Source organism: Hydrogenispora ethanolica (assembly GCF_004340685.1).
GTDB lineage: Bacteria > Bacillota > UBA4882 > UBA8346 > UBA8346 > Hydrogenispora > Hydrogenispora ethanolica.
In genome coordinates this window covers 95,093-120,799 of the sequence record NZ_SLUN01000002.1, presented here as the reverse complement: position 1 = coordinate 120,799, position 25,707 = coordinate 95,093, and the positions used below count along the sequence as shown (strand labels likewise).

Annotated in this window: 26 protein-coding genes, 3 tRNA genes and 1 other RNA gene; 5 read left to right on the top strand and 25 right to left on the bottom strand. The window is 53.6% G+C overall.

The annotated features are described in order from the left end of the window. Positions 1-199: 199 nt before the first annotated feature. Positions 200-352, bottom strand: coding sequence for a hypothetical protein (locus EDC14_RS26555; protein WP_165907728.1), 153 nt, complete (start codon positions 350-352; stop codon positions 200-202). Positions 353-460: 108 nt separating this feature from the next. On the opposite strand from EDC14_RS26555, the gene EDC14_RS02160 reads away from it, so the two are divergent. Beyond that, entirely contained in the window at positions 461-877 is a 417-nt protein-coding gene (locus EDC14_RS02160) for a hypothetical protein (protein WP_132012538.1), read from the top strand. Between the two features lie 307 nt (positions 878-1,184). Here the strand turns inward: EDC14_RS02160 and spoVT are convergent, their stop codons facing one another. Beyond that, on the bottom strand, positions 1,185-1,748 hold the full coding sequence (gene spoVT / locus EDC14_RS02155; RefSeq protein ID WP_132012537.1) for a stage V sporulation protein T: 564 nt from the start codon (positions 1,746-1,748) through the stop codon (positions 1,185-1,187). A gap of 380 nt (positions 1,749-2,128) precedes the next feature. Here spoVT and EDC14_RS02150 point away from each other — a divergent pair, with 380 nt between their 5' ends. After that, complete coding sequence (locus EDC14_RS02150; RefSeq protein WP_132012536.1) at positions 2,129-4,123, top strand: O-antigen ligase family protein; 1,995 nt, start codon at positions 2,129-2,131, stop codon at positions 4,121-4,123. Here EDC14_RS02150 and mfd read toward each other — a convergent pair. The 23 genes from mfd to dnaA form a co-directional block, all read right to left on the bottom strand. Next, on the bottom strand, positions 4,106-7,606 hold the full coding sequence (gene mfd / locus EDC14_RS02145) for a transcription-repair coupling factor (protein WP_165907727.1): 3,501 nt from the start codon (positions 7,604-7,606) through the stop codon (positions 4,106-4,108). The two genes, EDC14_RS02150 and mfd, sit on opposite strands and share 18 nt — an antisense overlap. Before the next feature lie 69 nt (positions 7,607-7,675). Then, positions 7,676-8,071, bottom strand: coding sequence for a hypothetical protein (locus EDC14_RS02140; protein WP_165907726.1), 396 nt, complete (start codon positions 8,069-8,071; stop codon positions 7,676-7,678). 72 nt (positions 8,072-8,143) lie between these two features. Next, complete coding sequence (gene pth / locus EDC14_RS02135) at positions 8,144-8,719, bottom strand: aminoacyl-tRNA hydrolase (RefSeq protein ID WP_132012533.1); 576 nt, start codon at positions 8,717-8,719, stop codon at positions 8,144-8,146. A 21-nt stretch (positions 8,720-8,740) separates the two neighbouring features. Next, on the bottom strand, positions 8,741-9,364 hold the full coding sequence (locus EDC14_RS02130) for a 50S ribosomal protein L25 (protein WP_132012532.1): 624 nt from the start codon (positions 9,362-9,364) through the stop codon (positions 8,741-8,743). A 168-nt stretch (positions 9,365-9,532) separates the two neighbouring features. Beyond that, positions 9,533-10,906 (bottom strand): bifunctional UDP-N-acetylglucosamine diphosphorylase/glucosamine-1-phosphate N-acetyltransferase GlmU, encoded by a 1,374-nt coding sequence (gene glmU, locus EDC14_RS02125; protein ID WP_132012531.1) that lies wholly within the window; start codon positions 10,904-10,906, stop codon positions 9,533-9,535. A gap of 210 nt (positions 10,907-11,116) precedes the next feature. Beyond that, a tRNA-Gln gene (locus EDC14_RS02120) sits at positions 11,117-11,192 on the bottom strand. Positions 11,193-11,331: 139 nt separating this feature from the next. Then, on the bottom strand, positions 11,332-11,586 hold the full coding sequence (gene spoVG / locus EDC14_RS02115; protein ID WP_132012530.1) for a septation regulator SpoVG: 255 nt from the start codon (positions 11,584-11,586) through the stop codon (positions 11,332-11,334). Positions 11,587-11,799: 213 nt separating this feature from the next. Next, on the bottom strand, positions 11,800-12,549 hold the full coding sequence (locus tag EDC14_RS02110) for a nucleotidyltransferase family protein (protein WP_132012529.1): 750 nt from the start codon (positions 12,547-12,549) through the stop codon (positions 11,800-11,802). Beyond that, the gene (locus EDC14_RS02105; protein ID WP_132012528.1) at positions 12,550-13,245 is read right to left on the bottom strand and encodes a GntR family transcriptional regulator; all 696 of its coding nucleotides are present in this window, start codon (positions 13,243-13,245) and stop codon (positions 12,550-12,552) included. An 81-nt stretch (positions 13,246-13,326) separates the two neighbouring features. Beyond that, a complete protein-coding gene (ispE, locus tag EDC14_RS02100) occupies positions 13,327-14,196 on the bottom strand; it encodes a 4-(cytidine 5'-diphospho)-2-C-methyl-D-erythritol kinase (RefSeq protein WP_132012527.1) in 870 nt (289 codons plus the stop codon). A gap of 298 nt (positions 14,197-14,494) precedes the next feature. Continuing rightward, an RNA gene (ffs, locus tag EDC14_RS02095) (signal recognition particle sRNA large type) lies at positions 14,495-14,759 on the bottom strand. A 273-nt stretch (positions 14,760-15,032) separates the two neighbouring features. Further along, on the bottom strand, positions 15,033-15,410 hold the full coding sequence (locus EDC14_RS02090) for a hypothetical protein (RefSeq protein WP_132012526.1): 378 nt from the start codon (positions 15,408-15,410) through the stop codon (positions 15,033-15,035). 161 nt (positions 15,411-15,571) lie between these two features. Next, positions 15,572-15,659, bottom strand: a tRNA-Ser gene (locus EDC14_RS02085). A gap of 56 nt (positions 15,660-15,715) precedes the next feature. After that, a tRNA-Ser gene (locus EDC14_RS02080) sits at positions 15,716-15,805 on the bottom strand. Positions 15,806-15,817: 12 nt separating this feature from the next. Next, positions 15,818-16,297: a tRNA adenosine(34) deaminase TadA gene (gene tadA, locus EDC14_RS02075; RefSeq protein WP_132012525.1), complete on the bottom strand. Its 480-nt coding sequence runs from the start codon at positions 16,295-16,297 to the stop codon at positions 15,818-15,820. A 124-nt stretch (positions 16,298-16,421) separates the two neighbouring features. After that, positions 16,422-17,336 carry a DMT family transporter gene (locus EDC14_RS02070; RefSeq protein WP_132012524.1) on the bottom strand — a complete coding sequence of 305 codons (915 nt, stop codon included), beginning with the start codon at positions 17,334-17,336 and terminating at the stop codon, positions 16,422-16,424. A gap of 2 nt (positions 17,337-17,338) precedes the next feature. Further along, entirely contained in the window at positions 17,339-19,267 is a 1,929-nt protein-coding gene (gene gyrB, locus EDC14_RS02065) for a DNA topoisomerase (ATP-hydrolyzing) subunit B (RefSeq protein WP_132012523.1), read from the bottom strand. Positions 19,268-19,503: 236 nt separating this feature from the next. Then, positions 19,504-19,752, bottom strand: coding sequence for an extracellular matrix regulator RemB (gene remB, locus EDC14_RS02060; protein WP_165907725.1), 249 nt, complete (start codon positions 19,750-19,752; stop codon positions 19,504-19,506). 105 nt (positions 19,753-19,857) lie between these two features. Continuing rightward, complete coding sequence (locus EDC14_RS02055; RefSeq protein ID WP_132012521.1) at positions 19,858-20,403, bottom strand: DciA family protein; 546 nt, start codon at positions 20,401-20,403, stop codon at positions 19,858-19,860. Further along, positions 20,393-21,496: a DNA replication/repair protein RecF gene (gene recF / locus EDC14_RS02050; protein ID WP_132012520.1), complete on the bottom strand. Its 1,104-nt coding sequence runs from the start codon at positions 21,494-21,496 to the stop codon at positions 20,393-20,395. The genes EDC14_RS02055 and recF overlap by 11 nt, the downstream gene beginning before the upstream one ends. A gap of 8 nt (positions 21,497-21,504) precedes the next feature. Then, positions 21,505-21,729, bottom strand: coding sequence for an RNA-binding S4 domain-containing protein (locus tag EDC14_RS02045; RefSeq protein WP_243662770.1), 225 nt, complete (start codon positions 21,727-21,729; stop codon positions 21,505-21,507). A 182-nt stretch (positions 21,730-21,911) separates the two neighbouring features. After that, the gene (gene dnaN / locus EDC14_RS02040) at positions 21,912-23,009 is read right to left on the bottom strand and encodes a DNA polymerase III subunit beta (RefSeq protein WP_132012518.1); all 1,098 of its coding nucleotides are present in this window, start codon (positions 23,007-23,009) and stop codon (positions 21,912-21,914) included. A 236-nt stretch (positions 23,010-23,245) separates the two neighbouring features. Next, a complete protein-coding gene (gene dnaA, locus EDC14_RS02035) occupies positions 23,246-24,574 on the bottom strand; it encodes a chromosomal replication initiator protein DnaA (protein ID WP_243662769.1) in 1,329 nt (442 codons plus the stop codon). Between the two features lie 407 nt (positions 24,575-24,981). On the opposite strand from dnaA, the gene rpmH reads away from it, so the two are divergent. The 3 genes from rpmH to yidD are packed head-to-tail and all read left to right on the top strand — an operon-like array spanning position 24,982 to position 25,700. Next, a complete protein-coding gene (rpmH, locus tag EDC14_RS02030; protein ID WP_132012516.1) occupies positions 24,982-25,116 on the top strand; it encodes a 50S ribosomal protein L34 in 135 nt (44 codons plus the stop codon). Positions 25,117-25,125: 9 nt separating this feature from the next. Further along, on the top strand, positions 25,126-25,494 hold the full coding sequence (gene rnpA / locus EDC14_RS02025; RefSeq protein WP_165907724.1) for a ribonuclease P protein component: 369 nt from the start codon (positions 25,126-25,128) through the stop codon (positions 25,492-25,494). Next, on the top strand, positions 25,491-25,700 hold the full coding sequence (gene yidD, locus EDC14_RS02020) for a membrane protein insertion efficiency factor YidD (protein WP_132012514.1): 210 nt from the start codon (positions 25,491-25,493) through the stop codon (positions 25,698-25,700). The genes rnpA and yidD overlap by 4 nt, the downstream gene beginning before the upstream one ends. Positions 25,701-25,707 lie beyond the last annotated feature (7 nt).

Genomic DNA, 25,707 nt, shown 5'->3' with positions numbered 1-25,707 from the left:
GTCCCTTCCGGAACCGGGGATCGCGCTTCGGTCGTTCCGGGTCGATCTTCGGGGAGCCTAGATCGATCTTAGGTCACTCCCGATCGATCTTCGGTGAGTCCGGATCGATCTTCAGCCGTTCCGGATCGATCTTCAGTGATTCAAGATCGATCTTCAGCCGTTCCCGATTGATCTTCAGTGATTCAAGATCGATCTTCAGTCATTCCCGATCGATCTTCAGTGATTCAAGATCGATCTTCAGTCGTTCCCGATCGATCTTCAGTGATTCAAGATCGATCTTCAGTCGTTCCCGATCGATCGTGGATAGCTCCAAGCGATTTTTGGTGATGGTTCGCCTTAATAATTTCTGCAACCGCGGGGCCGACTCCTGTCGCGCAGATTATTTTTCCAACCTTTGGCCCGGTCCGTTCCAGAAAAGCCATGCTTTTCATATACTTAATTGTGAATAGGAGGTTAGAATATGGGACACCGATCATCTGATTTTCATGAAAATCGAGACAGCCAGCGGAACGAGGCGGTTCAGGAAAAGCCGGCCCATCCTTTTCTTCAACCCAACGATCTGCTCTATCTCTCGGTCACTAAGCCTTTTTTGAGCCCGCGGGGGCAAAAAATGATCAATTTCCTTTTGACTCTGGGCGATGACAATCCCGACGCCGGCGGGTTCGATATGGCCGCGCTGCTTAAGCGCATCGCGCCCAAAGGTACCGAGCAAACCTTGGCCGATCTGGTCCCGTCGTTAATGAACATGCTTTCGAACAATAACTCGGGCGGCGAGACTCCGTTGAAGATTAATCCCGCGCTCATCAGCTCATTCATCTCCGCGCTCAGCGGCAACAATCCAGCCTCGAATAACAATGCCGCTCCGGCCGGCGATTGACGGGCTGCTTTGCGGAATACCGGGCGGCGGTAAAATCCCGTCCTTGCCCGAAAGAAAAAACTGAGGTATCTCCCTCAGCTTATGAAAACCCCTCACCCAATTTACCGGTTGCGGTTTTAAAAGCCATGTGATAAAGTCTCCAGTCCGGACATCATTCTTTCAAAGTGGACGAAAAAACGACTTTATCACTTGCTTTTCTGAGCTTTTGTGAACGCCCCGACCTTCGGACGGGGTTTATCACAACGCTTTTAAAGACAGGCAAAATAAAAAAGTGGTGGTAACCCCCCACTTTTTGCTTTTGCGAAAACTATTGTTCCATTTGTTTGGCTAGAAACCCCGCCGCAGTTTCGGCAATCTTCACTTCCAAGTCTCCCATGACGACATTCGGCTCTTTACTGGAGAGAATAACGGCCCCGATTGGGTCTCCTTCGGCAATAATCGGCGCAATCACCTGGGCGGTAAATTTGCACTTTCCTTCTTCCTCTTTGACGGGGCATGCCTCACAATACTTGTGTTCGCCCGGTTTGGGCATCAACACGACTTTCCGGTCTTCGATCGCCTTCTCAACCGCTTTCGAGATGGGTTTATCCAGAAATTCCTTCTTAGGTGCGCCTGAGACTGCAATTACCATATCCCGGTCCGCAATACAGGCGATATGCCCGGTCGACTCGTAAAGAGAATCGGCATATTCCTTCGCGAAATCGCCCAACTCACCGATGGGAGAGTATTTCTTAAGGATAACTTCCCCTTCCCGGTCTACGAAAATCTCTAACGGGTCGCCCTCTCGTATCCGCAGGGTTCTACGGATTTCCTTGGGGATGACCACCCGGCCCAGATCATCGATCCGCCGTACAATTCCGGTCGCTTTCATCCCCTTATCCCTCCTTTTAATAAATGTCTTTGTTTGAATTTGGTATCAGAGGACCTGCCACCCGTGTGACCCGGAGTGGACTTTTTGATAGTTTCAGCTGCTGCTTTTATTGATAGTATATAGCTTGAGCAAGTTTATTATTCATTTTTCCACTTTCGAGCAGTCCGCCGCCGCTATCAGCTGGTGTTTCTATAGTACCCCAAAATTTTTTATCCATACCACAAAGATGCAGGGCAGGAGTTTTTCATTCTCTAGCCAATAATTCCTAAGTTCACTGGTTCAATGATTGATGAACCCTCATGCTTCTTATACTATGAATAATGCCTCCCGGAGCAGTTCGTTCCATTCGTCGGTCCTGACGCATCAAACGAGGTGAGGATTTGAAATACTCCTGGCCGCTCAAATTCCTGCTAGCGCTCTGTCTGCTGCTGCCATTGGCTTATTCCACCCATAGTTTCGACGAATTCGCCACTCCCAAAATGGCGGTTTTTCTTTGCGGATCATTACTCATCCTGGCCTTCGTCCTTTATTACGTCAAAGGACTCCGGGGCCTGCCCCGGGCGATGCTGGCGGGTGCCGGAATCTTTTTGACGGTCCAGATCTACCAGACGTTCCGCCTCCCCTATCCCCCGGAGGGGCTCTTTGGAGCGTACGGCCAATCCGAATCGCTGCTGGTTCAGTTCGGCTTCGTCGCCCTGTTCTTTGCGGGGTATCTGTGGATAAGGACTGACCGGGAACGAAATGCTTTTCAGGAAACCGTCATCTTTGCCGCTTTATTGGTCTCCCTCTTCGGCATCTTCCAGTACTATCTGGGCGATCCGATTTCGCGGGAAGACGTTTCCCGGGTCAAAAGTCTTTTGGGGGATCCGAACTCGCTCGGTGTGTATTTGGTGATGGTTCAGCCTTTATTATGGTGGAAGATTCTGCGGGAGACAGCGCCGGTACGGCGCCGGTTCTTTTTCGGCTGTTGTTTTCTGCAGTCCGCGGTCATATCCCTGACTTTCTCGCGTGCGGCCTGGGCGGGCTTGGCTTTTACGTTCCTCTGGTTCGCTTCGTTTCAGAGCCGCCCCTATTACAAGGAGCGGGGGTTCTGGCTGCGGCTGTCCCTGATTCTCGGTTTTGGCGTATTGAGCATCAATCTGCTGCGCCAATCCCAACTCTGGCCGATCATCCTCGTCGGGGTGATTCTTTTCGGATGGAGCCTGTGGCGAAAACTATATTCCCAAAAACAATATTTTGTCCATTGCCTTTTGGTGATCTTTCTTTTGAGCATCGTAGCCGGCCAGTTATTGACGGTGTTAAAACCAAGCTCATACAAGAATTATAATTTGAGTTCGCGCTTGAATTCATTCTCCCAGCAAAAGGACAGCGGCAGAGGTCTGATCTGGAAATCGGCCTGGCTCGCTTTTCGGCATGCGCCATGGACCGGCGCGGGGATGGGGAGCTTTCAAGACTCTTTCCACCGTTTTGAATCCAAGGAAGCGGTCAAGCATTGGGGCCCCGACCGCGATATCCGGCAGGTTCATAATGAATTGCTCCATTATCTGGCGACGCAAGGAGTGGTGGGTCTGGGGTCCTATCTGGCATTGCTGGTCCCGATCCTGATGATGTCGCGCCGCCCTCTGCGGACCATGCCGGAGGGTCATGAAGGGATCGCGGCGCTCTGGTCGTTAATCGCCGGGTATCTGGTCTTTGTCCAATTTGCCTATGCCCTGGTCCATTACAGCCATCTCTTCTGGATGAGCGCCGGAATATTAGTAGGATACTATTACCCCGCTCCGGACCCGATCCCGCCGGGACCCCTCTCCAAACGAACCGCCGGATGGTTATTTTTAGCGCTCTGCATCGGGCTGGCGTTTCTTTCCCACAACTTTTACCGTTCCGATGTGCATTACCGGAAGGCCTTCTTTGGCTCCCGGTATCGTCATTTCAGCCGTTCTTTCAATCATTTCCGGACTACGCTCCGCTTGGCTCCCTGGAGCTATCAATACCGCTATCGGTATGTCTATGCGCTGATTCGGGCGGCGGCGCGCACCCGCAACGCCGCGCTGGCGAGGCAGCATTTTCGGGCTGCCGAGGACCTGTTGAACAGCCTCAGCCGCTCTTTCCCGGAACGGTATCAAGTCTATAATCTATTCGGATACCTCTATTTTCAGAAGCTGGAGTTTGGCAAGGCAAGCCTTTTCTACCGGAAGGCCCTGCGGTATTTCCCCGAGAATTATGGGGTGTATTACCGGATCGTCCGGGCCGAGCTTTTGCAAGGCGATCGTGCTGCGGCATTAGCGGCTTACCGGGCCGGTGCGGCGATTCATCCGGAAGCCATGAAAGAGTTGCTCCATTCCGATAAGCTCAAATTATCATTGAAGCCGTTTTAGGGAATCGACGGTCATTGTGAGCAATTCGGGATCGGTCAGATTGGCGCGCCATTTGAAGACGGGCGGCCGGCCCGGCTGGTAGCGGAAGTGGGAACGGTACTTTTGCAGGACGCCCAGGATCTTCTCATAATCGACGCCGAGACCCACGTGGAGCTTGCCAACCAATTCGGTCCGTTCTTTGGTGATCGAGGCGAAGCCGAGCAATTTGGCCAGCGCCTTCAATTGGGCGATCAGCATCAGATTCTGGACGGGCTGCGGCGGTTCTCCGAAACGGTCCAAGAGTTCATCGGCCAACGACTCGACCGCTTCCAGAGTTTGAGCATTGGCGATTTTCTTATACATATCCACTTTCAGTTTATTATCGGAAATATACTGGGACGGAATATAGGCGTCCACCGGAATTTCCACCATCGGTTCCGGCAACTCCGGTCCGATTTCGCCCTTTTTCTCACGAATCGCCTCTTCCAGCAACCGGCAGTAAAGTTCGAAGCCGACTGCGGCGATTTGGCCATGTTGTTCCGGCCCGAGTAAATTGCCGGCGCCGCGGATCTCCAGATCCCGCATGGCGATTTTGAAACCCGATCCCAACTCCGTGAATTCCCGGATGGCGGATAAGCGTTTTTCCGCATTTTCACTGAGGGTTTTATCCTTGCGAAAGCAGAAGTAGGCATGGGCGATCCGGTTGGACCGTCCCACCCGGCCGCGTAACTGATACAGCTGTGCCAGTCCAAAACGGTCGGCGTCATAGACGATCAACGTATTGACATTGGGAATATCCAACCCCGTCTCGATGATGGTGGTGCAGACCAGAATATCGGCCTGATTGTCGTAAAAGTCCATCATCACCCGTTCCAGCTGATCTTCGTTCATTTGGCCATGGGCAATGATAATCCGCGCTTTCGGCAGTAAATTCTGAAGATAGGACGCCATCCGCTCGATGGTTTCGACCCGGTTGTAAACGAAATAGACCTGACCCTTCCGGTCGAGTTCGCGCTGGAGGGCCTCCCGAATCACCGTCTCATTGTATTCCAGGACATGGGTACGAATGGGAAAACGGCCCATCGGGGGAGTCTCGATGATGCTGATATCGCGGATCCCAACCAACGACATATGCAACGTCCGCGGAATCGGTGTTGCGGTTAACGTCAGCACGTCGACGTTTTTCCGCAGTTCTTTCAGTTTCTCCTTGTGGGCGACGCCGAAACGCTGTTCTTCATCGATAATGAGCAGCCCCAACTCTTTGAAATGGACGTCCGACGAGATGAGCCGGTGCGTGCCGATGACCAGATCCACTTCTCCCTTGAGCAGCCCCTCAATGGTTTCATTCTGTTCGCGCTGCGACTGAAAGCGGCTCAAGACCCGGATATTGACGGGGAAACCGGCGAACCGTTCCCGGAACGTCAGAAAATGCTGCTGAGCCAGGATCGTGGTGGGAACGAGCACTCCGACCTGCTTGCCGCCCATCATGGCTTTGAAGGCGGCCCGCATCGCCACTTCGGTCTTGCCATAGCCGACATCGCCGCATAATAACCGGTCCATGGGTTTTTCCCGCTCCATGTCCCGTTTAATCTCCTCGACCGCCCGCAACTGATCCGGGGTTTCTTCATAGAAAAAGGCTTCTTCGAACTCGTGTTGCCATACCGTGTCCGAGGGAAACGAATGGCCCGGCGCCACTTCGCGCTGGGCATACAGCTCCAGCAATTGCTCGGCCATGTCCCGGATGGACTCTTTGACCTTGTTTTTGACCTTTTGCCAGTCGCTGCCGCCCAACTTATTGACTTTGGGAGGCGCATCCTCCACGCCGATATACTTCTGAAGCAGGTTGATCTGATCGGTGGGCACAAATAACCGGTCTTCCCCTGCGTACTCGATCTTCAAATAATCGCGGTGGCCGCCGGCGATCTCCAGCGTCTCGATGCCCATGTACCGGCCGATGCCGTGATTGATGTGCACCACATAATCGCCGACTTTCAGGTCGGTGAAGGAGCTGATCTTGCTCCCTTCCTGCTGGAACCGGGTCTGATACTTCTTTTTTTGCCTGCCATAGATCTCGTTTTCGGTCAAAACGACCAGTTTCCCCGGCAACCATTCGAAACCCGTCTCCAGGTCCACTGCGCTGATCCGGACGGTTTGCGGCACCAGTGGCCGGTCCTCTGCTTCGGTCAGCACCAATTGCGAAGAAATGCCTTGCTCCCGCAGGACTTCCCGCAGCCGGCGGGCTTTTTCCTTGAGCGCCACGGTGAGCATGATCATCCGGCCTTCTTTAATCCAGCGGTTCAGCTCATTGGTGAGCAACTCCACCTTGCCGTGGAAAGTCGGCGGGGTCCGGAACGATAATGTAAAAGTGTGTTCCGGCGCGAAGCCTTTGGGGGTTTTGGCCAGGAGGGACAGTGAAAGGGGATGCCGGGAACGAAAAGCCGCTTCCAAGTCGTCGGCCCCTCCAAAAATCTCCTGCTCTTTGGGGAGGACGACTCCCTTCTCCAAAAAGTTGCCGTAGATGCCGGCGGTCTCTTCTTCAGTCAGCCGGAAAGCATCCCGGCCGCGCACCGGTTCATCCAGGATCAGCCGGGCGTCGGGCAAGTATCCCAAGAGCGTCACCAGACCGGATTGGACCCAAGGCAAAAATTGATCGGCGCCCGGCAATTGATGCCCTTCCGCCAGTCTTTCCAAGGCTTCACCGATCCGGCTGTTCAGGTTCTCCGCCTCAGTGACCCGCCCCAACTCCTCCAGTTTGGCGACCTGCGCCGCCAGGTCCTTCCGGATCTGCGGCAGGGCCTGTTCAAAATCCTCCTGCCGCCAAAGGCCTTCCCGGGCCGGCAGAATCAGAACCTGTTCCAAAGTGTCCGCGGAAATTTGATCTTCCACTCGAAAGCTGCGCAGCGAGTCGATTTCATCGCCGAAAAACTCCATCCGCACCGGCAACTCGCGGTCCAGCGGATAAATATCCAGAATATCGCCTCTGCGGCTGAATTGCCCCACCGCCTGAACCATTTCGACCCTCTCGTAACCCATGACGACCAATCGTTCCAGCAGTCCGGTCATGGGGTATTCCATCCCCAGCCTGAGGTGGAAGGTGAATTCCAAGAATTGCTTTGGAGGCACCAGACGGCGATGTAACGCCTCCCAGGATGTTACAACGACCAGACGGTCGCGGCCCAGGATCTTCCCCAGCGTCTCGACCCGCTGGGCGGTGACTTCCGGTTCATAAGCTTCTTCATGGGGAAACAGCTCATTGCCGGGAAAAAATGCAACAAAGTCCGCGCCGATCAGCGGTTCCAGGTCAGCAGCCAAACGGTTGGCCTGACTGTTGCTGTAACTGACCACCAGAAGCTGTTGTTGGAGATCTTCGGCTAGACCTGCTATCACCACCGCTTTCTGGGTACCGCCGATTCCGGTGATTAACCCCGATTGACCTCGGTTAAACTGTTCCTTGACCTTCCGAAATTCCGGATGCCCGGCAATTGTCGCCAGTAAATGATTCATCAAGTCCTCCCGCAACACCGGTGGGCTCATAGAGCCGTTAAATTTGCTACATTGTATTCACGGATGCAATCAATCTGAACCCTGCTTGTAATGATTTATAACGATCCAACTGTTCCAGGCGGCATGGATCGCTATTGCCATCAGCAGGCTCAACCCCGGATGGAGCGGTGTACCGTAACCGATTCCGAAGACCAGATGGGTCAACGCGCCGAGGGCTACCACGGATATACGAAACGCATGAAAGAGTCTGTATGTTTCATACAGGCCCTCGCCAGTCCCGAATACGGGATGAATCCACCAATACGGCATTCCAAAAAACGCCGCCGTTCCTAGCTTGATCAATTCTTCGCCACATGGCACCAGCCAACCGACCCGTAACAATTCGGGCCAACCCAGCCTCTGTAGCAGCCGATCCCAACTCCAAGCCAGAACAAACGCAGTTACTCCGGCCAACAGGACATTCATCACAGGATAGCTTTTACGGTACTTGCCGCATTTATTCCCGCTAAAAGGTCCGGGACGGACCGCCGGCTCGCGTTATTTTTGGGGCTGGGATGAGTTAAAATGATTCATGGTATATTCCGGGCCGTTGGCTATAAATGATAATGCCGCTGCCGCGCCACGGGCGAGGGCTTCGTCAAAAACAGCCTGGTCCGGACCGTTGAACTTGCCCAATACATAATCGGGAACCGGGATTTCTCCGGCCGGCCGGCCGATCCCGATCCGGATTCGCGGAATCGCTTGAGTTTTCAATACTTGGAGCACCGAGGTCAGGCCGCGGTGCCCTCCGGCGCTGCCGCCCGACCGGAAACGGAGCGCGCCCAACGGCAGGTCCAGATCATCATAGATGACGAGCGTATGGGAAGGACCGATTTTATAATAGGCGGTAATGGCGCCGACCGCTTCCCCGCTCAAATTCATATAAGTCTGCGGTTGCACCAGCAACAAATCCTGTCCGGCGTGAGCCAACTTGCCGTACCGGCTACGGAAGCCGGTACGGCTTAGCTGGCCGCCGCACGCCGCGGCAATCCGGTCAACCACTAAAAACCCGGCATTATGCCGGGTTTGTTGATATTCGTTACCGGGATTTCCGAGTCCCACAATACAATACAAAAAACCACCACCGTCTGCGGATTATTCCGCTTGTTTGCCTTCGGCCACTTCCGCTTCGGCAGCTTCAGCCGGCGGCGGGGTTTCGGCCACGGTCGGCGCGGATGCCAGAACGAGGGCCTCTTCCGGCGAATTCAGGACTTTAACGCCCGGAGCCAGTTGCAGATCCTTGACGTGAATTGTCTCGCCGATATTCAAACCGCTGATGTCCACCTCGATATGCTCGGGAATGGCGGTTGGCAAGCAACTGACCTCCAATTCATGGATCATCGTTTCCAGCACGGCGCCGTCGCGCGGACGTTTTTCTTCATGGACCAGGCGCAGCGGCACTTTGACGGTTACCGGCTGATCCATGGCCACCCGGAGCAGATCCAGATGGGTGACCCCGCCTTTTACCGGGTGCTTTTGCAGTTCCTTGATGAGAACGTGCTCCCGCTTGACCCCTTTGGCCAGCTTCAACTGGAGATTGATTAGTTTCCCGCTGCCTTCCCGCAGCAGAATTTCGAGTTCGCGACCGTTCACCGCAATATTTTGGTTCGGTTTCCCTTCCCCGTACAACACCGCCGGGATTTGTCCTTCGTTCCGGAGTTTACGGACTTTGAGCGTCCCAACTCCCTCGCGCGTTACGGCTGATAACGAAAGTTCCATCGGTATTACCTCCAATATTCATTAGAGAATCGCAGGGGCTTATTTTTTAGCCGGTTCGCCGTCTAAAATTTCGAAGCCCGGGAGCAACTCCCTGAATTACGGTTCTGGCAAAATATAGTTCGTACAAAATTATAACACTCGGCACAAGATGTGTAAACCTTTATGCCGTTATTTTCCAGCGCGGTCCCGCGGCGACCGCCACTCCGGCTTCACCTCTTGCCTGGAGCGTGCCACAGCCAACGCGCCGGGCGGCACCTCCTTGGTAATCGTCGACCCCGCTCCTACCGTCGCGCCGGCTCCGACCTTCACCGGAGCCACCAGATTGGAATTGCTGCCGATAAAAGCGCCATCGCCGATAATGGTGCGGTGCTTATGAACCCCATCGTAATTACAGGTGATGGTGCCGGCGCCGATATTGACTCCCGCGCCGACCTCGGTGTCTCCCAAATAGGTCAGATGGGGAACCTTGCTGCCCTGTTCGATCTGGCAGTTTTTCAGTTCCACGAAATCGCCGATTTTTACCTGGCCCGCAGTGACGGTTCCCGGGCGGATGAAGGCGAACGGCCCGACTTGATTGGCAGCTCCCAACCGGGACTGAAGCACCTGGCTATGCTCCACCACGCTGTCCCGGCCGATACTGGAATCGACGATCCGGGTATGCGGCCCAATGGTGCAATTTTCTCCGATCATACTCTTTCCGAAGAGGAATGTTCCCGGCAGGATCCGGGTATCCCTGCCGATGACCACGTCGGGACCGATATAGGTGAAATCGGGATCCGCCAAGGTGACCCCGTCCCGCATCCAACGGCCGTTGATGGCCTCTTTGAGGCATTTCTCGGTACGGGCGAGTTGCATCCGGTCCGTCGGGCGGAGCACGGTTAGGGGATCGCCGGCCGGGACTCCGATGACCTTCGCACCGCTTTCCAACATTATTGTAAAGACTTCCGCCAAAGAATATTCGCCCCGGCCGGTTCGGGGCGACAATTTAGCCAGCGCGGCCCGCAATTCCCCGATCCCGAAACAATAAACCCCGGCATCGGCCGCGTTATTCTGCCGCTGTTCCTCCGTCGCGTCCTCCTCGGGAATCACGGCGCTGATGAGGTCCGCGGCGTCCTGGATGATCCGGTCCCCACCCGAAGAGTGCCGTCGTTCCAGGGTCAGAACGGCCGCGCTGGCCCCCTGAGCCCGTTTCGCCTCCAGCAACTGCCGGAGCGCGTCCGCTGTCAATAGGGGCATATTTCCCGGCAGGACCAATACGTCCCCGGAACAATCCGCCAAAGCTTCGCTGGCGCTCAACAGCGCCTGCCCCGTTTCCCGGGATTCAGGGAGGGAGAGATAATTCAGTTCCGGGCCCATGATCTCCGAGACCTGCTCGGTAGCCGGTCCGGTTACCACCCACAACGGGTCCGCGCCGCATTCCCGGGCCGTCGCCACCGCATAGGCCAGCATCGGTTTGCCCAACACCGGTTGCAGCGCCGTCGGGTACACGGAGTTCATTTGGGGATCCCGGCCGGTGGCCAGGATCAGTGAAACCAGCGCCATCTGGAAACCTCCTTACGCTTCCTAACAGAGGATTCTCCACGTCCGGGATAGCGGCCCGGATGTATCGATGGGAGACGCGTTCCTCTCTCTTAACATATCTCGAATTCACTATTTTATGTTGTAATTCGCCAAGGGGACCGGCCTTCCTCCCCGCGGAAAATAAAAAAAGAACTCTGCGCAGAGTTCTTTTGTAAGGTCAGTTCCGTAAAATGGCTGGGGCGGCTGGACTCGAACCAACGCATGCGGGAGTCAAAGTCCCGTGCCTTACCAACTTGGCTACGCCCCAGTGAACAAAATATAGTATAACAATCATCCCGCCGGATGTCAACGGGAAATCTCCTAGTTAATATTGTCATACCGCATAAAAATAGCCATCTCCGTGCGGCTATCGAATGATGGTCGATTCGGAACGCGTCTCTACCGGGTCATTCCGCCTTTTCATACTCCTTCAAAATGGCGGTTTGAATCAGTTCCCGGGCATCGGAGGTAATCGGATGTGCGATATCCCGAAATTCGCCTTCGGGAGTTTTACGACTGGGCATTGCCACAAAAAGGCCGTTCTGTCCCTCAATCACCCGGATGTCCCGTACCACAAAAGCATCATCAATGGTTATCGAAGCAATTGCCTTCATCTTTCCGTCGGTGTTGACTTTCTTGAGGCGCACATCAGTGATGTTCATGAACCCACTCACCTTTCTTTTCGAATGCTTCGCATGAAGTACTGGATAAATTCCATAAAGTTTTAGAAAATCCTTCTATTACCCAAAGTTTTTTACTGTTTTTTCTAACTTGACCAAAATTACCTACTTACAATCTGATGAATTCTATGTAAACAAAAAAAGAAGGGGCGTTCCCTTCTTCATTGTTCAATCCTTCCTTTTCAGCCAGCCGCCTTACTTGGACAGCACCTCGGTAGCCAGACGAAAGTCGCTGGGTTTATCCACATCGATCCCCACCTCCGGAAAGGGGGAGATGATTCCCACGGCCCGAATCCCGAAGACGGACCGCACCCGTTGTTCAATCTCGGCGATGGTCAGGTTGCCGCAGAGCAGCTTCCAAAGATAGCGCCAGCCCAACATCTGGCAGAGCTTCCATGGCTTCTTGCGCAGCAGCGCCGCCTTGCGCAGCATTTCCGCGTTTTCCTCGACCACCCGCGGCGCGATCAGCGCCAGATTGCCGCCGGTGAAGGTCCCCTCACGCAGGGTGACGTAGGTCCGCTGCACCCCTGGGTATTTGGCCTCGTTCAGCTCTTTGGAGACGAACGAATAATAGACGTCGCCCGGGATTCGGCTGCAACGGCTCAGGAAATCCTCCACCGCTTCGCGGGTGATCAGCGGAATATCAGAGGTGGCGACCAGCACCGGCTCGGCGGACTGAAGCGCATTTAATCCCCCAATTAAGCTGTCAACCAACGTTCCACCCGGCTCGATGACCCCGACCGCCTGCCGCCGGATCTCCGGCGCCACCGCCGATTCGTTGCCTACGATGATGATGCGCCGGATCGACGCCACGTTTTGCAAGGCTTTCACCACATAATCCAGCATCGGCCTGCCGGCGATTTCGATGGCCGCTTCATACTGGGCCGAACTGACGGCGCGCAGCGGACCCGAATTCAGCGCTCCGGCCAGAATCACTGCGTCCATTCAGTTCCCTCCAAACCGCTTATCCTCATGCAGCATGATCATCATGCTGTTTTCGGCATTTTCGATATGTTCCTGGGCGAGCTTCCGGGCCAATTCGCCGTCCCGAGCCCCGATGGCTTCCACGATCTTGCGGTGCTCCTCCAGCGCATACTTCATCCGGCCGGGATAGGACAGCGAAGTCGCCCGGAAGCGCTGGATCTGCTCGCGCAGGTTGTTGAGGATCTGGGGCAGGCGGCTGTTCCGGCTGGCTTTATATAAAAGGCTGTGAAAATCGGTATCGGCCTGGACCACTTGTTCCAGATTCCCGGAATCGATCTCCTCGGCGGTCATCACCAGGTACCGCTCCAGCTCCTCCATCTCGTCGTCGGTGATCCGTTCCGAAGCCAGTTCGGCGGCCAATCCCTCCAAGGCGCCGCGGATCTCGAAGACGTCGGCCACGTCTTTCATGGAAAGACCCGCCACATAGGCGCCCTTGCGGGGAATCATCACCACGGTCCCTTCCAGCTCCAACTTGCGGATGGCCTCCCGGACCGGCGTGCGGCTGACGCCCATCTCTTCGGCCAATTGAATCTCCATCAGCCGTTCTCCCGGCTTTAACTGGCCGGTAATAATGGCCTCCCGCAGCGACTCAAAGACCAGTTCCCGCAGGGGTTTGTAATTATCCAACCGTATCGGCACCAAAGGTTTGCGCTCCATCCCTTACACCTCTCGTCTTTATCTTATGACTGGTTTGAGCGGAATCGACCGGTCTTGCGGCGGGACATAGCCTGACTCCTCTCATTTCACAGACGCGTCCTGCTCGTTTCGCGCGGCTTGAAACCGGGTCAAGCAGCCGAACCAGTTCCCGGGCAATCGGGCCAGGAGTCCCGCTGCCGCTTCCGCCGGGGGATTCAGGGCAAACACCGAGGGCCCGCTGCCCGACATCAAGCTGGCCAGGCCGAACCGGCCGAATAACTCCTTAACCTGAGCGATAACCGGAAATTGCGGCAGCGCCGCCTCTTCCAGTACGTTCCCCCAATCGGCCTCGATCCCGGCGACCGCACCCCACTTCAACCGTTGGACCAACCGGTCCACCCGGGGGTGGTTCCGGATTTCGGCCAACCGCAAGCTCTGATAGATCCGGGCGGTGGGGACGGCAACATCCGGGGTGACCAGCAAGACCCGGCAGTCGGAGGGCCCGGCTAACGGAGTCAGCTTTTCGCCGATCCCGGTGGCCCGCGCCGTCCCGCCGTGCAAACAATAGGGAACATCGGCGCCGATCCGCACCGCCAGCGCCGCCAGGCGTTCCTCGCTCCATTCCAGCTTCCATAATCGGTTCAATCCCAGTAGCGTAGCAGCGGCGTCGCTGCTGCCTCCCGCCAGTCCGGCGGCCACCGGAATCTTTTTATCAATGACGATCCGGGCTCCGGCAGTGATGCCGCTGCTCTCCCGGAGCAGCAGGGCGGCGCGAAAGGCCAGATTCCGCTCGTCGCCGGGAACCGCCGGATGGTCGCAGGCGACCGAGAGCTCCGCGGCCGGCTCGATCCGGATCCCGTCGGCCAGTTCCAGCGATTGCATGATCATATCGACCTCATGATAGCCATCGGGCCGTTTGGCGAGCACATCCAGGGCCAGGTTGATTTTGGCGCGGGCTTTCAGGGTCAGCATGATCCACCGGCCCCATGGAATAAGGGGCCCCTCGTCAATGAATTCGACATATTCAGAATAACCATTTTCTGGTTTATTACTCCTTCATGTAGCCGAAGTGCGGCTCCGCAACATAATCTAAAGGATATATATTGGCTATCGGCCCGTCAAATCCTGCAACAAATGGCCGAGGAAAGCCGATTGCCGCCTTGGAGTGCGTCCCGCTACTTCCGTCTGTCTCCGCTGGGACCGGGGACAGGGCCGCTTGATGTAAAAAAAACACCGGTACGTACCGGCGTTTTTTAAAAAAATGATGTGACCATGCACCAAGCCTTGACTGTATCCCCCCGAACGCGCCGAATCAGCCGGCTCCGACCAGGCAACCCCGCGGCACACGAAGGGTCCTACTTACCGCTGCTTCCTTCCGGACCTGACGGGGTTCATAGGTCTCCGTTGCGCAGGACCCAATCCTCAACACCACTTCATCCGGCCGGACTCACGAAGACCGGCCTTCCGCTTGGAATTCAACCCTGCTATAGCGGGTTGCAGGTTACAAGGCACCGCTACCTCCCCGTCTAGCATGGCCACAAACTTGAATACTGGATAAGTATATCTATTGTATCATATTCCCGGAAATGATCAACCTCCAAGATTTAGAAGCGTTGTGATAAACCCTGCCCGAAGGTCAGGGTGAACACAAAAGTTCAGAAAAGCAAGTGATAAAGTCGTTTTAAATCTTTTTGCAAGCTGACTTCCGCTTCGAGAGACTTTATCACATGGCTTTTAGAAAGTTCCGCCCCGGTTCAGGCCGTCTCTGATAAAAGGACTTCCAGGGGCGCTGCGTTCGTCATTTTCGTTTATACCAGGGCGTCGATGAACGCAGTTGCTGCGATCGCCGCGGCCACTGCGGCGGCTCCCGCCACACTTTCTCGAATTGTCCGGGATACTGCGGCAACGGCCGCCCCTTTTCCCGCAGTTCCCGCAGTTCCCGCAGCAACTATGGCAGCCATTGCCAATATCGCTGCGGGACCCGCAATAATTCGGGCGACTCCTGCCACACTTCCTTCTACGAACGCAGCCAAAGCGGCGGCGGGCGCCATCTTTTCCGGAGTTATTCCGGCAGTGACGGGAGTCTGCGCCGGATTTCGCGAAGCGCCTCCGTGATCCTGGTCCCAAAGACCAAAGGCTACGCCGGACAGCGGCAGAAGCTCCCCAAGAGCGAAGGTATTTGCCATACTTTACGATAGCCTCGGTGACGGCTGCCATAAAATAGCGGACGGAAGGGAGGGAGCGATGGAGAGACGGTTGTTGGAGCGCGCCGAATGACTGGCGGAGCGGAAGAAAGTCCCGAAAAAATAAAAAAACCAACAAAATGAGTTGGCGTAATGTTTTTATATGGCGGAGAGATAGGGATTCGAACCCTAGAGGCTGTTACACCTACACGCGCTCCAGGCGTGCGCCTTCGACCACTCGGCCATCTCTCCGGATCAGACGTATACTATTATACCAGAAATCGTTGCTCGAAACCAGTGGATTATTATGGCGGAGAGAGCGAGATTCGAACTCGCGAGGGACGTAAATCCCTACCCGCTTTCGAGGCGGGCGCCTTCAACCGCTCAGCCATCTCTCCGGATCAGCGCTCTCATGACACCGGCTGCTGCCGGCGTTTCTGAAAAAATTCCTTTAATATTTTACCACATTCCTCTGCCAAAATACCAGAGGTAACTTCTACCCGGTGGTTCAACCGGGGGTCCTGGACGATGTTCATCAGGCTGCCGGTGGCTCCCGCCTTCGGATCGGCGGCGCCAAAGACCAGTCGTTTGACGCGGGCTTGGACCAGCGCGCCGGCGCACATCGGGCAGGGCTCCAGCGTCGAATAGAGCGTGGCGTCGGCCAGCCGCCAATGGCTTTGCGCGGCCGCCGCTTCCCGCAGCGCCAGGATCTCGGCATGAGCCGTCGGGTCGCCGCTCTGCTCGCGCAGGTTATGCGCCCGGGCCACGATCCGGTCCTCCCGGACCACGATCGCGCCGATAGGAATCTCGCCGATGGACCCGGCTTCGGCCGCCTGGGCCAGGGCTTCCCGCATATAGCGCTCATCGGTGCGGAGTTGATCGACTTCCATCATGGACACCTAATTATATTACCATATCTTTTTTGTCCTTGGCAAGAAGGGTTTTTCGGAAATCTTGGCATCTGCCGCCAAAATTGGACCTTCCCCATGGCAGCGATTCAAGGCCGGGCGGCACTCAAGGGTGTCCGGTCTGGGCGACGGATTTTTTAAAACGCGGCGGTTCCCAATCCATGACGCAGACTGCGGCGATGACCAGGAGTCCGCCGAGGATTTGCAGGGGCAAGAGTTGTTCCCCCAGAATCAGCCAGCCGGCCAGCACCGTGATGAAGGGAATCAAATTTAAAAACAGCGCCGTCAGGTTGGCGCCCAGCTTATCCAGGGCATACACGTAAAAATAATAGGCCAGCGCCGAACAGCAGACTCCCATGAAAATCAAGTTCCAGACGATAGGGGTGTTCACCGCCGACCAGTCGGTCCGTTCAATGAAGAGAAACGGCGCCAGCGCCAGCGTTCCAAAATAGGTTTGGTAACAAACGATGGTCAGCTGAGAGTAGCGCCGGAAGAGGGGCCGGGTGATGATCACGTAGATGACCCAGGCTAAGGCGGCCCCGGACATCATCAAGTATCCCAGGCCGGCTCCCGGTCGGCCCAACCCCTGGCTGTCCCCGGTCACCAGCAAGTACACGCCGACCACTGACAACAGGACGCTGCCGACCTTGACCCCATTGAAAGGCCCCTTGAAGAAAAGCGCCTCCGAGAGCAGGGTCAACACCGGAATCCCGGCGATGATGATCGAGGCTGCCGAGGCAGTGATCAATTTGACGCCGTTATTCTCGAAATAAAAATAAAGCGTGATCCCGATCAGGCCCGCTCCGGCCAACAAAGGGAGATCCGCCGGGGCTACCTTTCCCCGCGGCTCCAGCCAACGGTGGACCCAAAACAGCAGGAACGAAGCCATGGCAAAACGGATGAAAGCCATCGTCAGCGGGGGGATCACCGCTACCGTGACCTTAATGCTCAAAAAGGAGAAACCCCAGATCAGCACCGCCCCTAGGATCGCCAGCAGCGGATAGAGTTTAAGCTGTTTCATGATTACACGTCCAAATTCCGGACTTCCAACGCGTGCGAGGTGATGAAGTCGCGACGGGGTTCCACTTTGTCGCCCATCAGCATCGAGAAGGTCTCGTCGGCCTCGATGGCGTCGGTCATGGTGACTTTCAGAATTGTCCGTCCTTCCGGATTCATGGTAGTCTCCCAGAGTTGCTCGGCGTTCATCTCGCCCAAGCCTTTATACCGCTGCACCACGATGTTCTGCTTGCCGATCTGGGCCAAAAGCTCCTCCAACTCCTTGTCGGAATAGGCGTAATGCTCGTTCTTATTCTGCTTGATGTAGTACAGGGGCGGCTGGGCGATATAGACATAGCCGTTGGCCACCAGCGGCGTCATAAACCGGTAGAAGAACGTCAGCAGCAACGTCCGGATATGCGAGCCGTCGACATCGGCATCGGTCATGGTGATGATCTTGTGATAGCGCAGTTTCGAGAGGTCAAAATCCTCGCCGATCCCGGTTCCCAAAGCGGTGATCATCGCCTTGATCTCTTCGTTGTTCAGGATCTTGTCCAGGCTGGCTTTTTCGACATTGAGAATCTTGCCGCGCAACGGCAGAATGGCCTGGAAGCGGCGGTCCCGGCCTTGCTTGGCGGATCCGCCGGCTGAGTCGCCCTCCACCAGATAAAGCTCGGTCAATTCGGGCTCGCGGTAGGAACAGTCGGCCAGTTTGCCGGGGAGCGACCCGACCTCCAGAGCGCTCTTGCGCCGGGTCAGTTCCTTGGCTTTGCGCGCCGCCTCCCGGGCCCTAGCCGCCAGGAAACATTTTTCAATAATCTTCTTGGCGGACGTCGGGTTCTCCTCGAAAAATTCCGCCAGACCCTCATTGACCGTGGACTCGACCAATCCCTTGACCTCGCTGTTGCCGAGTTTGGTTTTGGTCTGCCCTTCAAACTGCGGAAAACGCAGTTTGACGCTGATGATCGCCGTCAGTCCCTCCCGGACGTCGTCTCCGGAGAGGCTGGCCTCGCTCTCCTTGATCAGATTGGCCTTCCGGGCATAATCATTCAGGGAGCGGGTCAGGGCCGACCGGAACCCCGAGAGGTGGCTGCCTCCTTCGTGGGTATTGATATTATTGGCGAAGGTGAAGACGCTTTCCACGAAACCGTCGTTGTACTGGATCGCCACTTCGATCTCATAGTCGTCCACTTTCTTGCGGATGTAAATGACTTCGCGATGAAGCGGATTTTTGGTCTTATTCAGGCTTTCAACGAACGAAATAATCCCGCCGTTGTACTGATAGGTCGCTTCGCGGCCGCCTTTTTCGTCTTTGAGAATGATTTTGATGCCCCGGTTCAAGAAAGCCAATTCGCGCAAACGGTGCGTCAAATATTCAAAACTGAATTCGCAGGATTCAAAGATCTCCGGGTCCGGATAGAAGCGGATGGTGGTTCCCGTGTCTTCCGCTTGACCGATGGGGCGCACCGGTTCCTGCGGTTTGCCCTGATGGTAGCATTGGTAATATAGCTGGCCGTCCAGCCGGACCCAGGCCTCCAATTTGGTGGATAAGGCATTGACGACCGAGACGCCCACGCCGTGCAGACCGCCGGAGACCTTATAGCCGTCGCCGCCGAATTTCCCGCCGGCATGCAAAATCGTCATGACGACTTCCAAGGCTGATTTCTGCGCCTTGGACTGAATACCCACCGGTATGCCCCGGCCATTATCCTCCACGCTGACCGAACCGTCGCTATGGAGCGTCACCAGGATCCGATCGCAGAATCCGGCCAAGGCCTCGTCAATGCTGTTATCAACCACTTCATAGACCAAGTGGTGCAAGCCGCGGCTATCGGTACTGCCAATATACATGCTGGGACGTTTACGGACCGCTTCCAAACCCTCCAGAATTTGAATTTGATCCGCATTATAGCCATGATTGACTTTGCTTTGGAGCGACTGATTCTCGTCTTCCATGGATGAAAACCCCTTTTGTTTGATATTTCCGGATTCTAAAAGCCATGTGATAAAGTCTTTTTCACTTCGATTCGACCTGCGAAAGGATGTTAAAACCGACTTTATCACTTGCTTCCCTGAGCTTTTGTGACGCCCTCACCTGCGGCCAGGGTTTATCACAACGCTTCTAAACTTCACAGAATTTTCTCCGATACACCATACCCGATGACTGGCGCGTCATTTGGTTAGCGATGGCCTCATAGGTTGGCGATGAAATCGGCTCTTTTCTTCAAGGTCAAGGTGGAAATGGGTGAGAGAAGCAGTTCCTGATCGGTGAGGATCGCCGACTTATACTCGTCCAAGTTGATTTTTTCCAGGAATTCCGGGTTTTTATTTTTTTTCAGAAACGTTTTAAGTTGTTCTAAACCCTTGGCGTTCTCCAAATTGATCATTGCGATGATCGAGTCTGATCGCACCAAAGTATCGCCGCCGAGATGTACAAACATGATCATCCCTCCTGGATAAAAAGATCGTTTCCGCTTTGAGCCGCGATATAGTCTGAATCCGTTGAATCCTTTCGAATCGTAACGGTTAGCGCCGCATTACCCGCGTCATCCCCGGTGAAACTGGCAACAGGCGCACAAATCATCACTTTTGGGGACCGGTACCCCACAGCATTTACACCTGCTCCGGTAGAGCAACTCTTGCTGCTTGGTATTCTTCAGATGCTTCCGCATGACCGCCGCGAAGCGGGCTTCGATCTCCGGATCGGGAATCTCTTGGCCGCATTCTGCGATGAATTTTTCATCATCCGGACTCAGTTCCACCGGGCAAGGCTGCGGCGCCGGGGGACGGGGCGGTTCGCAAAGCGGAGCGATCCGCACCTTGATATTTTTGATAATGTTCCGGCCCAGCAATTTTTGGAATCTTTTTAATATCTCCAGGCTCATCAACGTGACCTGATGGGCCAGAGCCGGATTTTCCGTCCTTAACCACAGATTGCCATCCTGATAGCGGACGGCCTCAATCTTAGCGGCCAATTCCCGTCCGGCCACCTTGGGCCAATAATAAACCGCCAGTTCGCCTTTGAGCCTGACCAATCCGCCGGTGCGTTTGAAATAACGCTCCATAATCGCGGTAAACGGTTTATAGGACATTGACGACTCCTTGTTTTACTTCGTATAGACGGGTTTCCTGATTGATGACTGGAAAATCGTCCCGGTTGGTCGAGGTCAAAATGGTCTGCGTCGAACCAAACAAATGACTCAAGAGTTGAATTTTCCGGTGATCATCAAACTCCGCCATCACATCATCCAACAGCAGGATCGGATAATCGCCGCGGCTTTCGCGGATCTTCTCGATCAAACCCAATTTGAGGGCCAACACCGCCGTTCGTTGCTGACCCTGAGAGCCAAAATTGCGCAACTCAACCTGATCACCGAGAGTCAGGCGGAGATCATCCCGGTGCGGCCCGGTCAAGGTGATCTGGCGCTCCATTTCTTGCCGGCGCAGTCTTTTGAGTTCCGTTCGGAATTGTTCCCGCAATCCGGCTTCATCCCAGGTTTGAATCGGCTGATTGTTGAAGGAGAGATATTGCAGGCCCAAGCTTTCGGAATGGCCGCTGATATCCTGATGCGCTTGGCGAACAGGATCGCGAATCGCCGCTAACATATTCAAGCGGTAGCGGATGACCGTAACGCCCTTTTCGATCAGTTGTTCATCCCAGATCTCCAGCTCGTCGCCGCTGCGGATTCCGACCTTAAACAGCCGGTTACGCTGTTGCAAAACGCGGTGATAATGATAATAAATCCAGCGATAATTCGGTTCAATCTGCGCCAGATAGAAATCTAAAAAATCTCGCCGGTGCTGGGGTCCGCCTTTGGCAATCTGTAAATCATCCGGTCCGAAGAGAACCACTGGCACCCTGCCGAACAGCTCCTGGTTCTTGACGACCTGTCCATCCAGCTTGATCCTCTTTTCCTGGGATCCGATGCCCATCTCGATGACATTGGAATATGACTGTTGTTGAAAGGAGCCTTTCAGATAGCAACTCTCCTGTTGCCAGCGGATGAACTCCTCATCTTTGCGGGTGCGAAACGACCTCCCCAGGCAAAGAAGGGCGATCGCCTCTAGAATATTCGTTTTTCCTTGAGCATTTCGGCCGAAAAAAATATTGACCCGCGGTGAAAACTCTAAAGTCAGAGATTCATAATTGCGGAAATTTTTCAGGGTTAACTCTTGTAACGGCATTCAAAGCCTCAATGGTTATTCAACGTAATCTGATAGGTTTGACCGGCGACTGTCACTCGATCGCCCGGGACCAACTTACGGCCCCGCCTTTTTTCTATTTCTGCGTTTACTGAAATCTTTCCTTCCGCTACTAAAAATTTTGCTTCCAAACCCGAATCGGCGATGGAAGCCCATTTTAAGAATTGCCCCAAGGTGATGAAGTCGCTATTAATGCCCACTTGCTGTTCAGCCACAAAAACACCTCCGTTGCGCGCCAATCCAGCCGATTGCTTGTTAATTCTTTGTAAAAATATTTCTCGCAGCGTCTTTTCATAAACCATCGATTCATAAGTTATACAGGAAGATCTTTCCCTTTTTTAAAATTTCTATCCGAAGACAACTTGTTAAAAGAATTGAAAAGCCAGACTAAGCTGGCTTATACCGAGAGTTTCAATGGCATTACGATGTACTGATAAGCCCCATCGTTTACGCCTTGCATCAGTACCGGTTTGAGCTCTTGAATCAATTGTAAGCTGACTTGATCGGAATCGACCGTTTTCAAGAAATCCAATAGAAACTTGGCATTGAATCCGATATCAATTTCCGGTCCCTCAAATTCGATATGAAGTTCCTCATAGGAGCGGCCTTTATCCGGTTCCTTGGCCGTGATCTGCAATTGTTGATCCTTGATACTTAATTTGACGGAGTAGCTAACCAAAGCCGTTCTCTCAAGCGCCTCGATAATCTCGGAACGCTGCACTTTCACGGTCCGGTTAAATTCTTTCGGAATGACCTGCTCATAGCGGGGGAATTGCGCTTCCACCAGTCGCGAGGAGAAAGTTATCCCCAGTCCTTTCATGAAGATGAATTTGTCGTCCAGGAAAACGTTCAACAATTCCTCGTTGCTGTTGCCGAAGATATTGGCGATCTCCCGCAATGCCCGGACCGGCACCAATGCTGTTTTTTGAAAGTCGGATTGCACCGGAGTGTCCTTCAATGCCAGCCGATTGACGTCGGTAGCCACGAAACGCAGGTTCCCCGGAGTCACTTCCCAGAGGATGCTCGATAGAAAAGGCCTTGGATCCTCGGCCAGGGTGGCAAAAATGGTTTGTTTAATCGCTTCACGGATTTTTTCCCCACTGACGCTGAAAGACTGTTCGTTTTTGCTCTCCGGAAAAGCAGGGAATTCTTCCATCGGCAGGGTGGGAAGTTGATAAGTGGAGTGTTTGCTGCGGATATTGACCATCTTCGAATTCTCATCCAACTCGATCGAGACCGGTACCGCCGGCAGGTGTCTCACGATCTCCACGAATGTCCTCCCCGGCAATACCAGGATTCCCGGTTTCATGATTTGAATATTGGGTACCCTTACTTCGATGGCAATTTCTAAATCCGTAGCGACACAGCGCAGGTGATCTTCTTTCGTCTCCAGGAGTACTCCGGTCAATATCGGCAAGGTTGATTTCGTGGCCAGCGCACGGGCGGTTATCTGTAAAAAACGGGCCAGTTCCTCTTGTTGGCAGGTGATATTCATTATGAACTCCTCCTATTACAACTGTTTTTTATTTTTTAAAATTATAAAGATAATTCGTAGTAGTCTTAGGCGCTGTTGATATGTGGATAAAACCATCCATTCCTTAAAAGGCGGCATTTTCATCGAGCGGGGGCGTTGTGGATGAAAAAAAAATTATGCACATCATTCCCATGATCCACTTTTTTCAACAGCTGTGGATAACTTTTAATCACAAATTATTCAGAGATAATCCCCACTTATTGACCGAGTTTGTGGATTAAGTTTTTAATGATCCGGTCCACTTCCATGTCATTCTTCATGAGATCCTGAATTTTTTCGTAGGCGTGGATGACCGTGGTATGGTCCCGGCCCCCGAATTCCTGGCCGATTTTGGGCAGCGAGTAATCGGTCAATTCGCGCACCAAGTACATGGCGATTTGACGGGGAAAGGTAACATTCTTGGAGCGTCGTTGCGCTTTAAGTTCCTCGATCCCGATATTAAAGAATTCGGCCACTGCTTGCTGGATCAGCGGGATTGTGACCCGCTTGGATTTGGAGGAGTTGACATCTTTCAAGACTTCATTGGCCATATCCAGCGAGATCTGCTTATTATGAAATGAGGCATAAGCGATAATCCGGATGAGAGCGCCTTCCAGTTCCCTGATGTTCGAATTGACTTGATCGGCAATATTGACAATCACTTCATTGGGAAGATTCCACCCCTCCAAGCCGGCCTTCTTGCGCAGAATCGCGATCCGCGTTTCGAGGTCCGGGGCTTGAATATCGGTGATCAGGCCCCATTCAAACCGGGAACGGAGCCGATCTTCCAGGGTCGGAATTTCTTTGGGAGGCCGGTCGCTGGAGATCACGATCTGTTTGCCCGATTCGTATAAGGTATTAAAGGTATGGAAAAACTCTTCCTGAGTACTTTCTTTGCCGACGAAAAACTGGATATCGTCAATCATCAGGACTTCCACGTTCCGGTAAGTATCGCGGAACTGCGGCGTCCGGTTGAAACGAATGGCATTGATCAGCTCATTGGTGAATTTTTCGGATGAGACATAGACGACCCGGTAATTGGCGTGATTTTTCAAGACAAATTGGCCGATGGCTTGCATCAGGTGCGTTTTACCCAAACCGACTCCGCCGTATATAAATAAAGGATTATAAGCTTTGCCCGGCGCTTCGGCCACCGCCAGGGAGGCGGCATGGGCAAAACGGTTGCTCTCGCCGACCACGAAACTCTCAAAAGTATACTTTGGATTCAATTGACTGGGTTGCGCCGGAGCATTGGTCACCGGAACGCTGGGGGGAGGGGCTTTCCCGACCGATTCCTCCCGTTCGGGGGTTACAAAGCGCAATTCGATCTCTTCATCCATGATCTCCTTGATCGTGGCCGTCAAAAGCGGGGCATACCGGGATTCAAGCCAATCCCGGGCAAAATCGTTGGGTACCTCGACGATCAAGACCTTGTCCTGAAAGGAAACAGGCTTGGTTGGTTTGAGCCAAGTCTCAAAGCTCGGCTTGCTCAGGAATGAAGAAACGGACTCCAGTGTCTTTTCCCAGATAACAGAGTAATCGTCCATGGTTCTATGCCTCATTTTAAAGTTATTCAGATCTGTGGACAATCTGTGGAAAAACCCCAAAAACACCGATAAAATAAGGGTTGGGAGCCAAAAACGGCAAAAATAAAATAACCAAAGAATTGGTCAAATCGGCTTATCCACAGAAAATCACTTATCCACAAAATTATTCACAACCTGTGGATAGCTTTTCAAATCCTTTTAATAATAACAAAATCTCGACGTTTTCGCAATTCCAATATCGTCCGGAAACTTTCTTGGTTCTAATGAATTTTCATCCACATAGCTGGATAACGTTTTTTTATCGACAGGTTTTCCACAGGCTAAATTTATTCGCTATTGACACCTCCAGACCGGACCCTTATAATTATATTCGTGTAATTTTCTCTATTTTAGCGAGGTGAAAAACGATGAAAATGACATACCAGCCCAATCGGCGCAAATATAAAAAGGACCACGGTTTCCTAGTTCGGATGTCTACCGCAGCCGGACGCAAGACGATCAATCGTCGCCGTGCCAAAGGTCGTAAAGTTTTATCGGCATGAGTGTTTTCTGTGGATAAGTATACTGTTCTTAAAAAGAATAATGATTTTCAGATAATTTTTGAAAAAGGCCACTCATTGTCCGGTAGGTATATAGTGGTCTATTTTCTTCCTAACGCTTTGCAAGTGAACCGTTATGGATTTTGTGTCGGAAAAAAGATCGGATCGGCCGTGGTCCGCAACCGGATCAAGCGGGTATTGCGCGCCGTGGTCATGAATCAGGCGCAAGAAACGTCATTGGGCGTCGATTTTGTTATCATTGCCCGGAATCCGATATTGACGGCTGATTTTAGCCGTATAAATGATGAAATTTCTCATATACTTGGTATTGCGTACCGTAAATCCTCACAAGCGCAAAGAAGGACGGAGGATTCCCGATGAAGGGTGTAATCCTTTTTTTTATAATGCTCTATCAAAAACTCATTTCGCCTTTTTTTCCGAGATCGTGCCGGTATTATCCCACGTGTTCGAATTATATGATACAAGCCATTCAAAAATACGGTGTCATCAAAGGGATGTTTTTAGGGTCCAAGCGGATTTTGCGTTGTAACCCTTTTGCCAAGGGCGGTTACGACCCGGTTCCCTAGCGAAGCC

Excerpts from the sequence above, each read along its gene's own strand:
- EDC14_RS02160 (WP_132012538.1), top strand. The coding sequence starts at position 461 with ATGGGACACCGATCATCTGATTTTCATGAAAATCGAGACAGCCAGCGG.
- spoVT (WP_132012537.1), bottom strand. The coding sequence starts at position 1,748 with ATGAAAGCGACCGGAATTGTACGGCGGATCGATGATCTGGGCCGGGTG.
- mfd (WP_165907727.1), bottom strand. The coding sequence starts at position 7,606 with ATGAATCATTTACTGGCGACAATTGCCGGGCATCCGGAATTTCGGAAG.
- EDC14_RS02140 (WP_165907726.1), bottom strand. The coding sequence starts at position 8,071 with ATGAATGTCCTGTTGGCCGGAGTAACTGCGTTTGTTCTGGCTTGGAGT.
- EDC14_RS02130 (WP_132012532.1), bottom strand. The coding sequence starts at position 9,364 with ATGGAACTTTCGTTATCAGCCGTAACGCGCGAGGGAGTTGGGACGCTC.
- glmU (WP_132012531.1), bottom strand. The coding sequence starts at position 10,906 with ATGGCGCTGGTTTCACTGATCCTGGCCACCGGCCGGGATCCCCAAATG.
- spoVG (WP_132012530.1), bottom strand. The coding sequence starts at position 11,586 with ATGAACATCACTGATGTGCGCCTCAAGAAAGTCAACACCGACGGAAAG.
- EDC14_RS02110 (WP_132012529.1), bottom strand. The coding sequence starts at position 12,549 with ATGGACGCAGTGATTCTGGCCGGAGCGCTGAATTCGGGTCCGCTGCGC.
- EDC14_RS02105 (WP_132012528.1), bottom strand. The coding sequence starts at position 13,245 with ATGGAGCGCAAACCTTTGGTGCCGATACGGTTGGATAATTACAAACCC.
- ispE (WP_132012527.1), bottom strand. The coding sequence starts at position 14,196 with ATGCTGACCCTGAAAGCCCGCGCCAAAATCAACCTGGCCCTGGATGTG.
- EDC14_RS02090 (WP_132012526.1), bottom strand. The coding sequence starts at position 15,410 with ATGGCAAATACCTTCGCTCTTGGGGAGCTTCTGCCGCTGTCCGGCGTA.
- tadA (WP_132012525.1), bottom strand. The coding sequence starts at position 16,297 with ATGGAAGTCGATCAACTCCGCACCGATGAGCGCTATATGCGGGAAGCC.
- EDC14_RS02070 (WP_132012524.1), bottom strand. The coding sequence starts at position 17,336 with ATGAAACAGCTTAAACTCTATCCGCTGCTGGCGATCCTAGGGGCGGTG.
- gyrB (WP_132012523.1), bottom strand. The coding sequence starts at position 19,267 with ATGGAAGACGAGAATCAGTCGCTCCAAAGCAAAGTCAATCATGGCTAT.
- remB (WP_165907725.1), bottom strand. The coding sequence starts at position 19,752 with ATGTTTGTACATCTCGGCGGCGATACTTTGGTGCGATCAGACTCGATC.
- EDC14_RS02055 (WP_132012521.1), bottom strand. The coding sequence starts at position 20,403 with ATGTCCTATAAACCGTTTACCGCGATTATGGAGCGTTATTTCAAACGC.
- recF (WP_132012520.1), bottom strand. The coding sequence starts at position 21,496 with ATGCCGTTACAAGAGTTAACCCTGAAAAATTTCCGCAATTATGAATCT.
- dnaN (WP_132012518.1), bottom strand. The coding sequence starts at position 23,009 with ATGAATATCACCTGCCAACAAGAGGAACTGGCCCGTTTTTTACAGATA.
- dnaA (WP_243662769.1), bottom strand. The coding sequence starts at position 24,574 with ATGGACGATTACTCTGTTATCTGGGAAAAGACACTGGAGTCCGTTTCT.
- rpmH (WP_132012516.1), top strand. The coding sequence starts at position 24,982 with ATGAAAATGACATACCAGCCCAATCGGCGCAAATATAAAAAGGACCAC.
- yidD (WP_132012514.1), top strand. The coding sequence starts at position 25,491 with ATGAAGGGTGTAATCCTTTTTTTTATAATGCTCTATCAAAAACTCATT.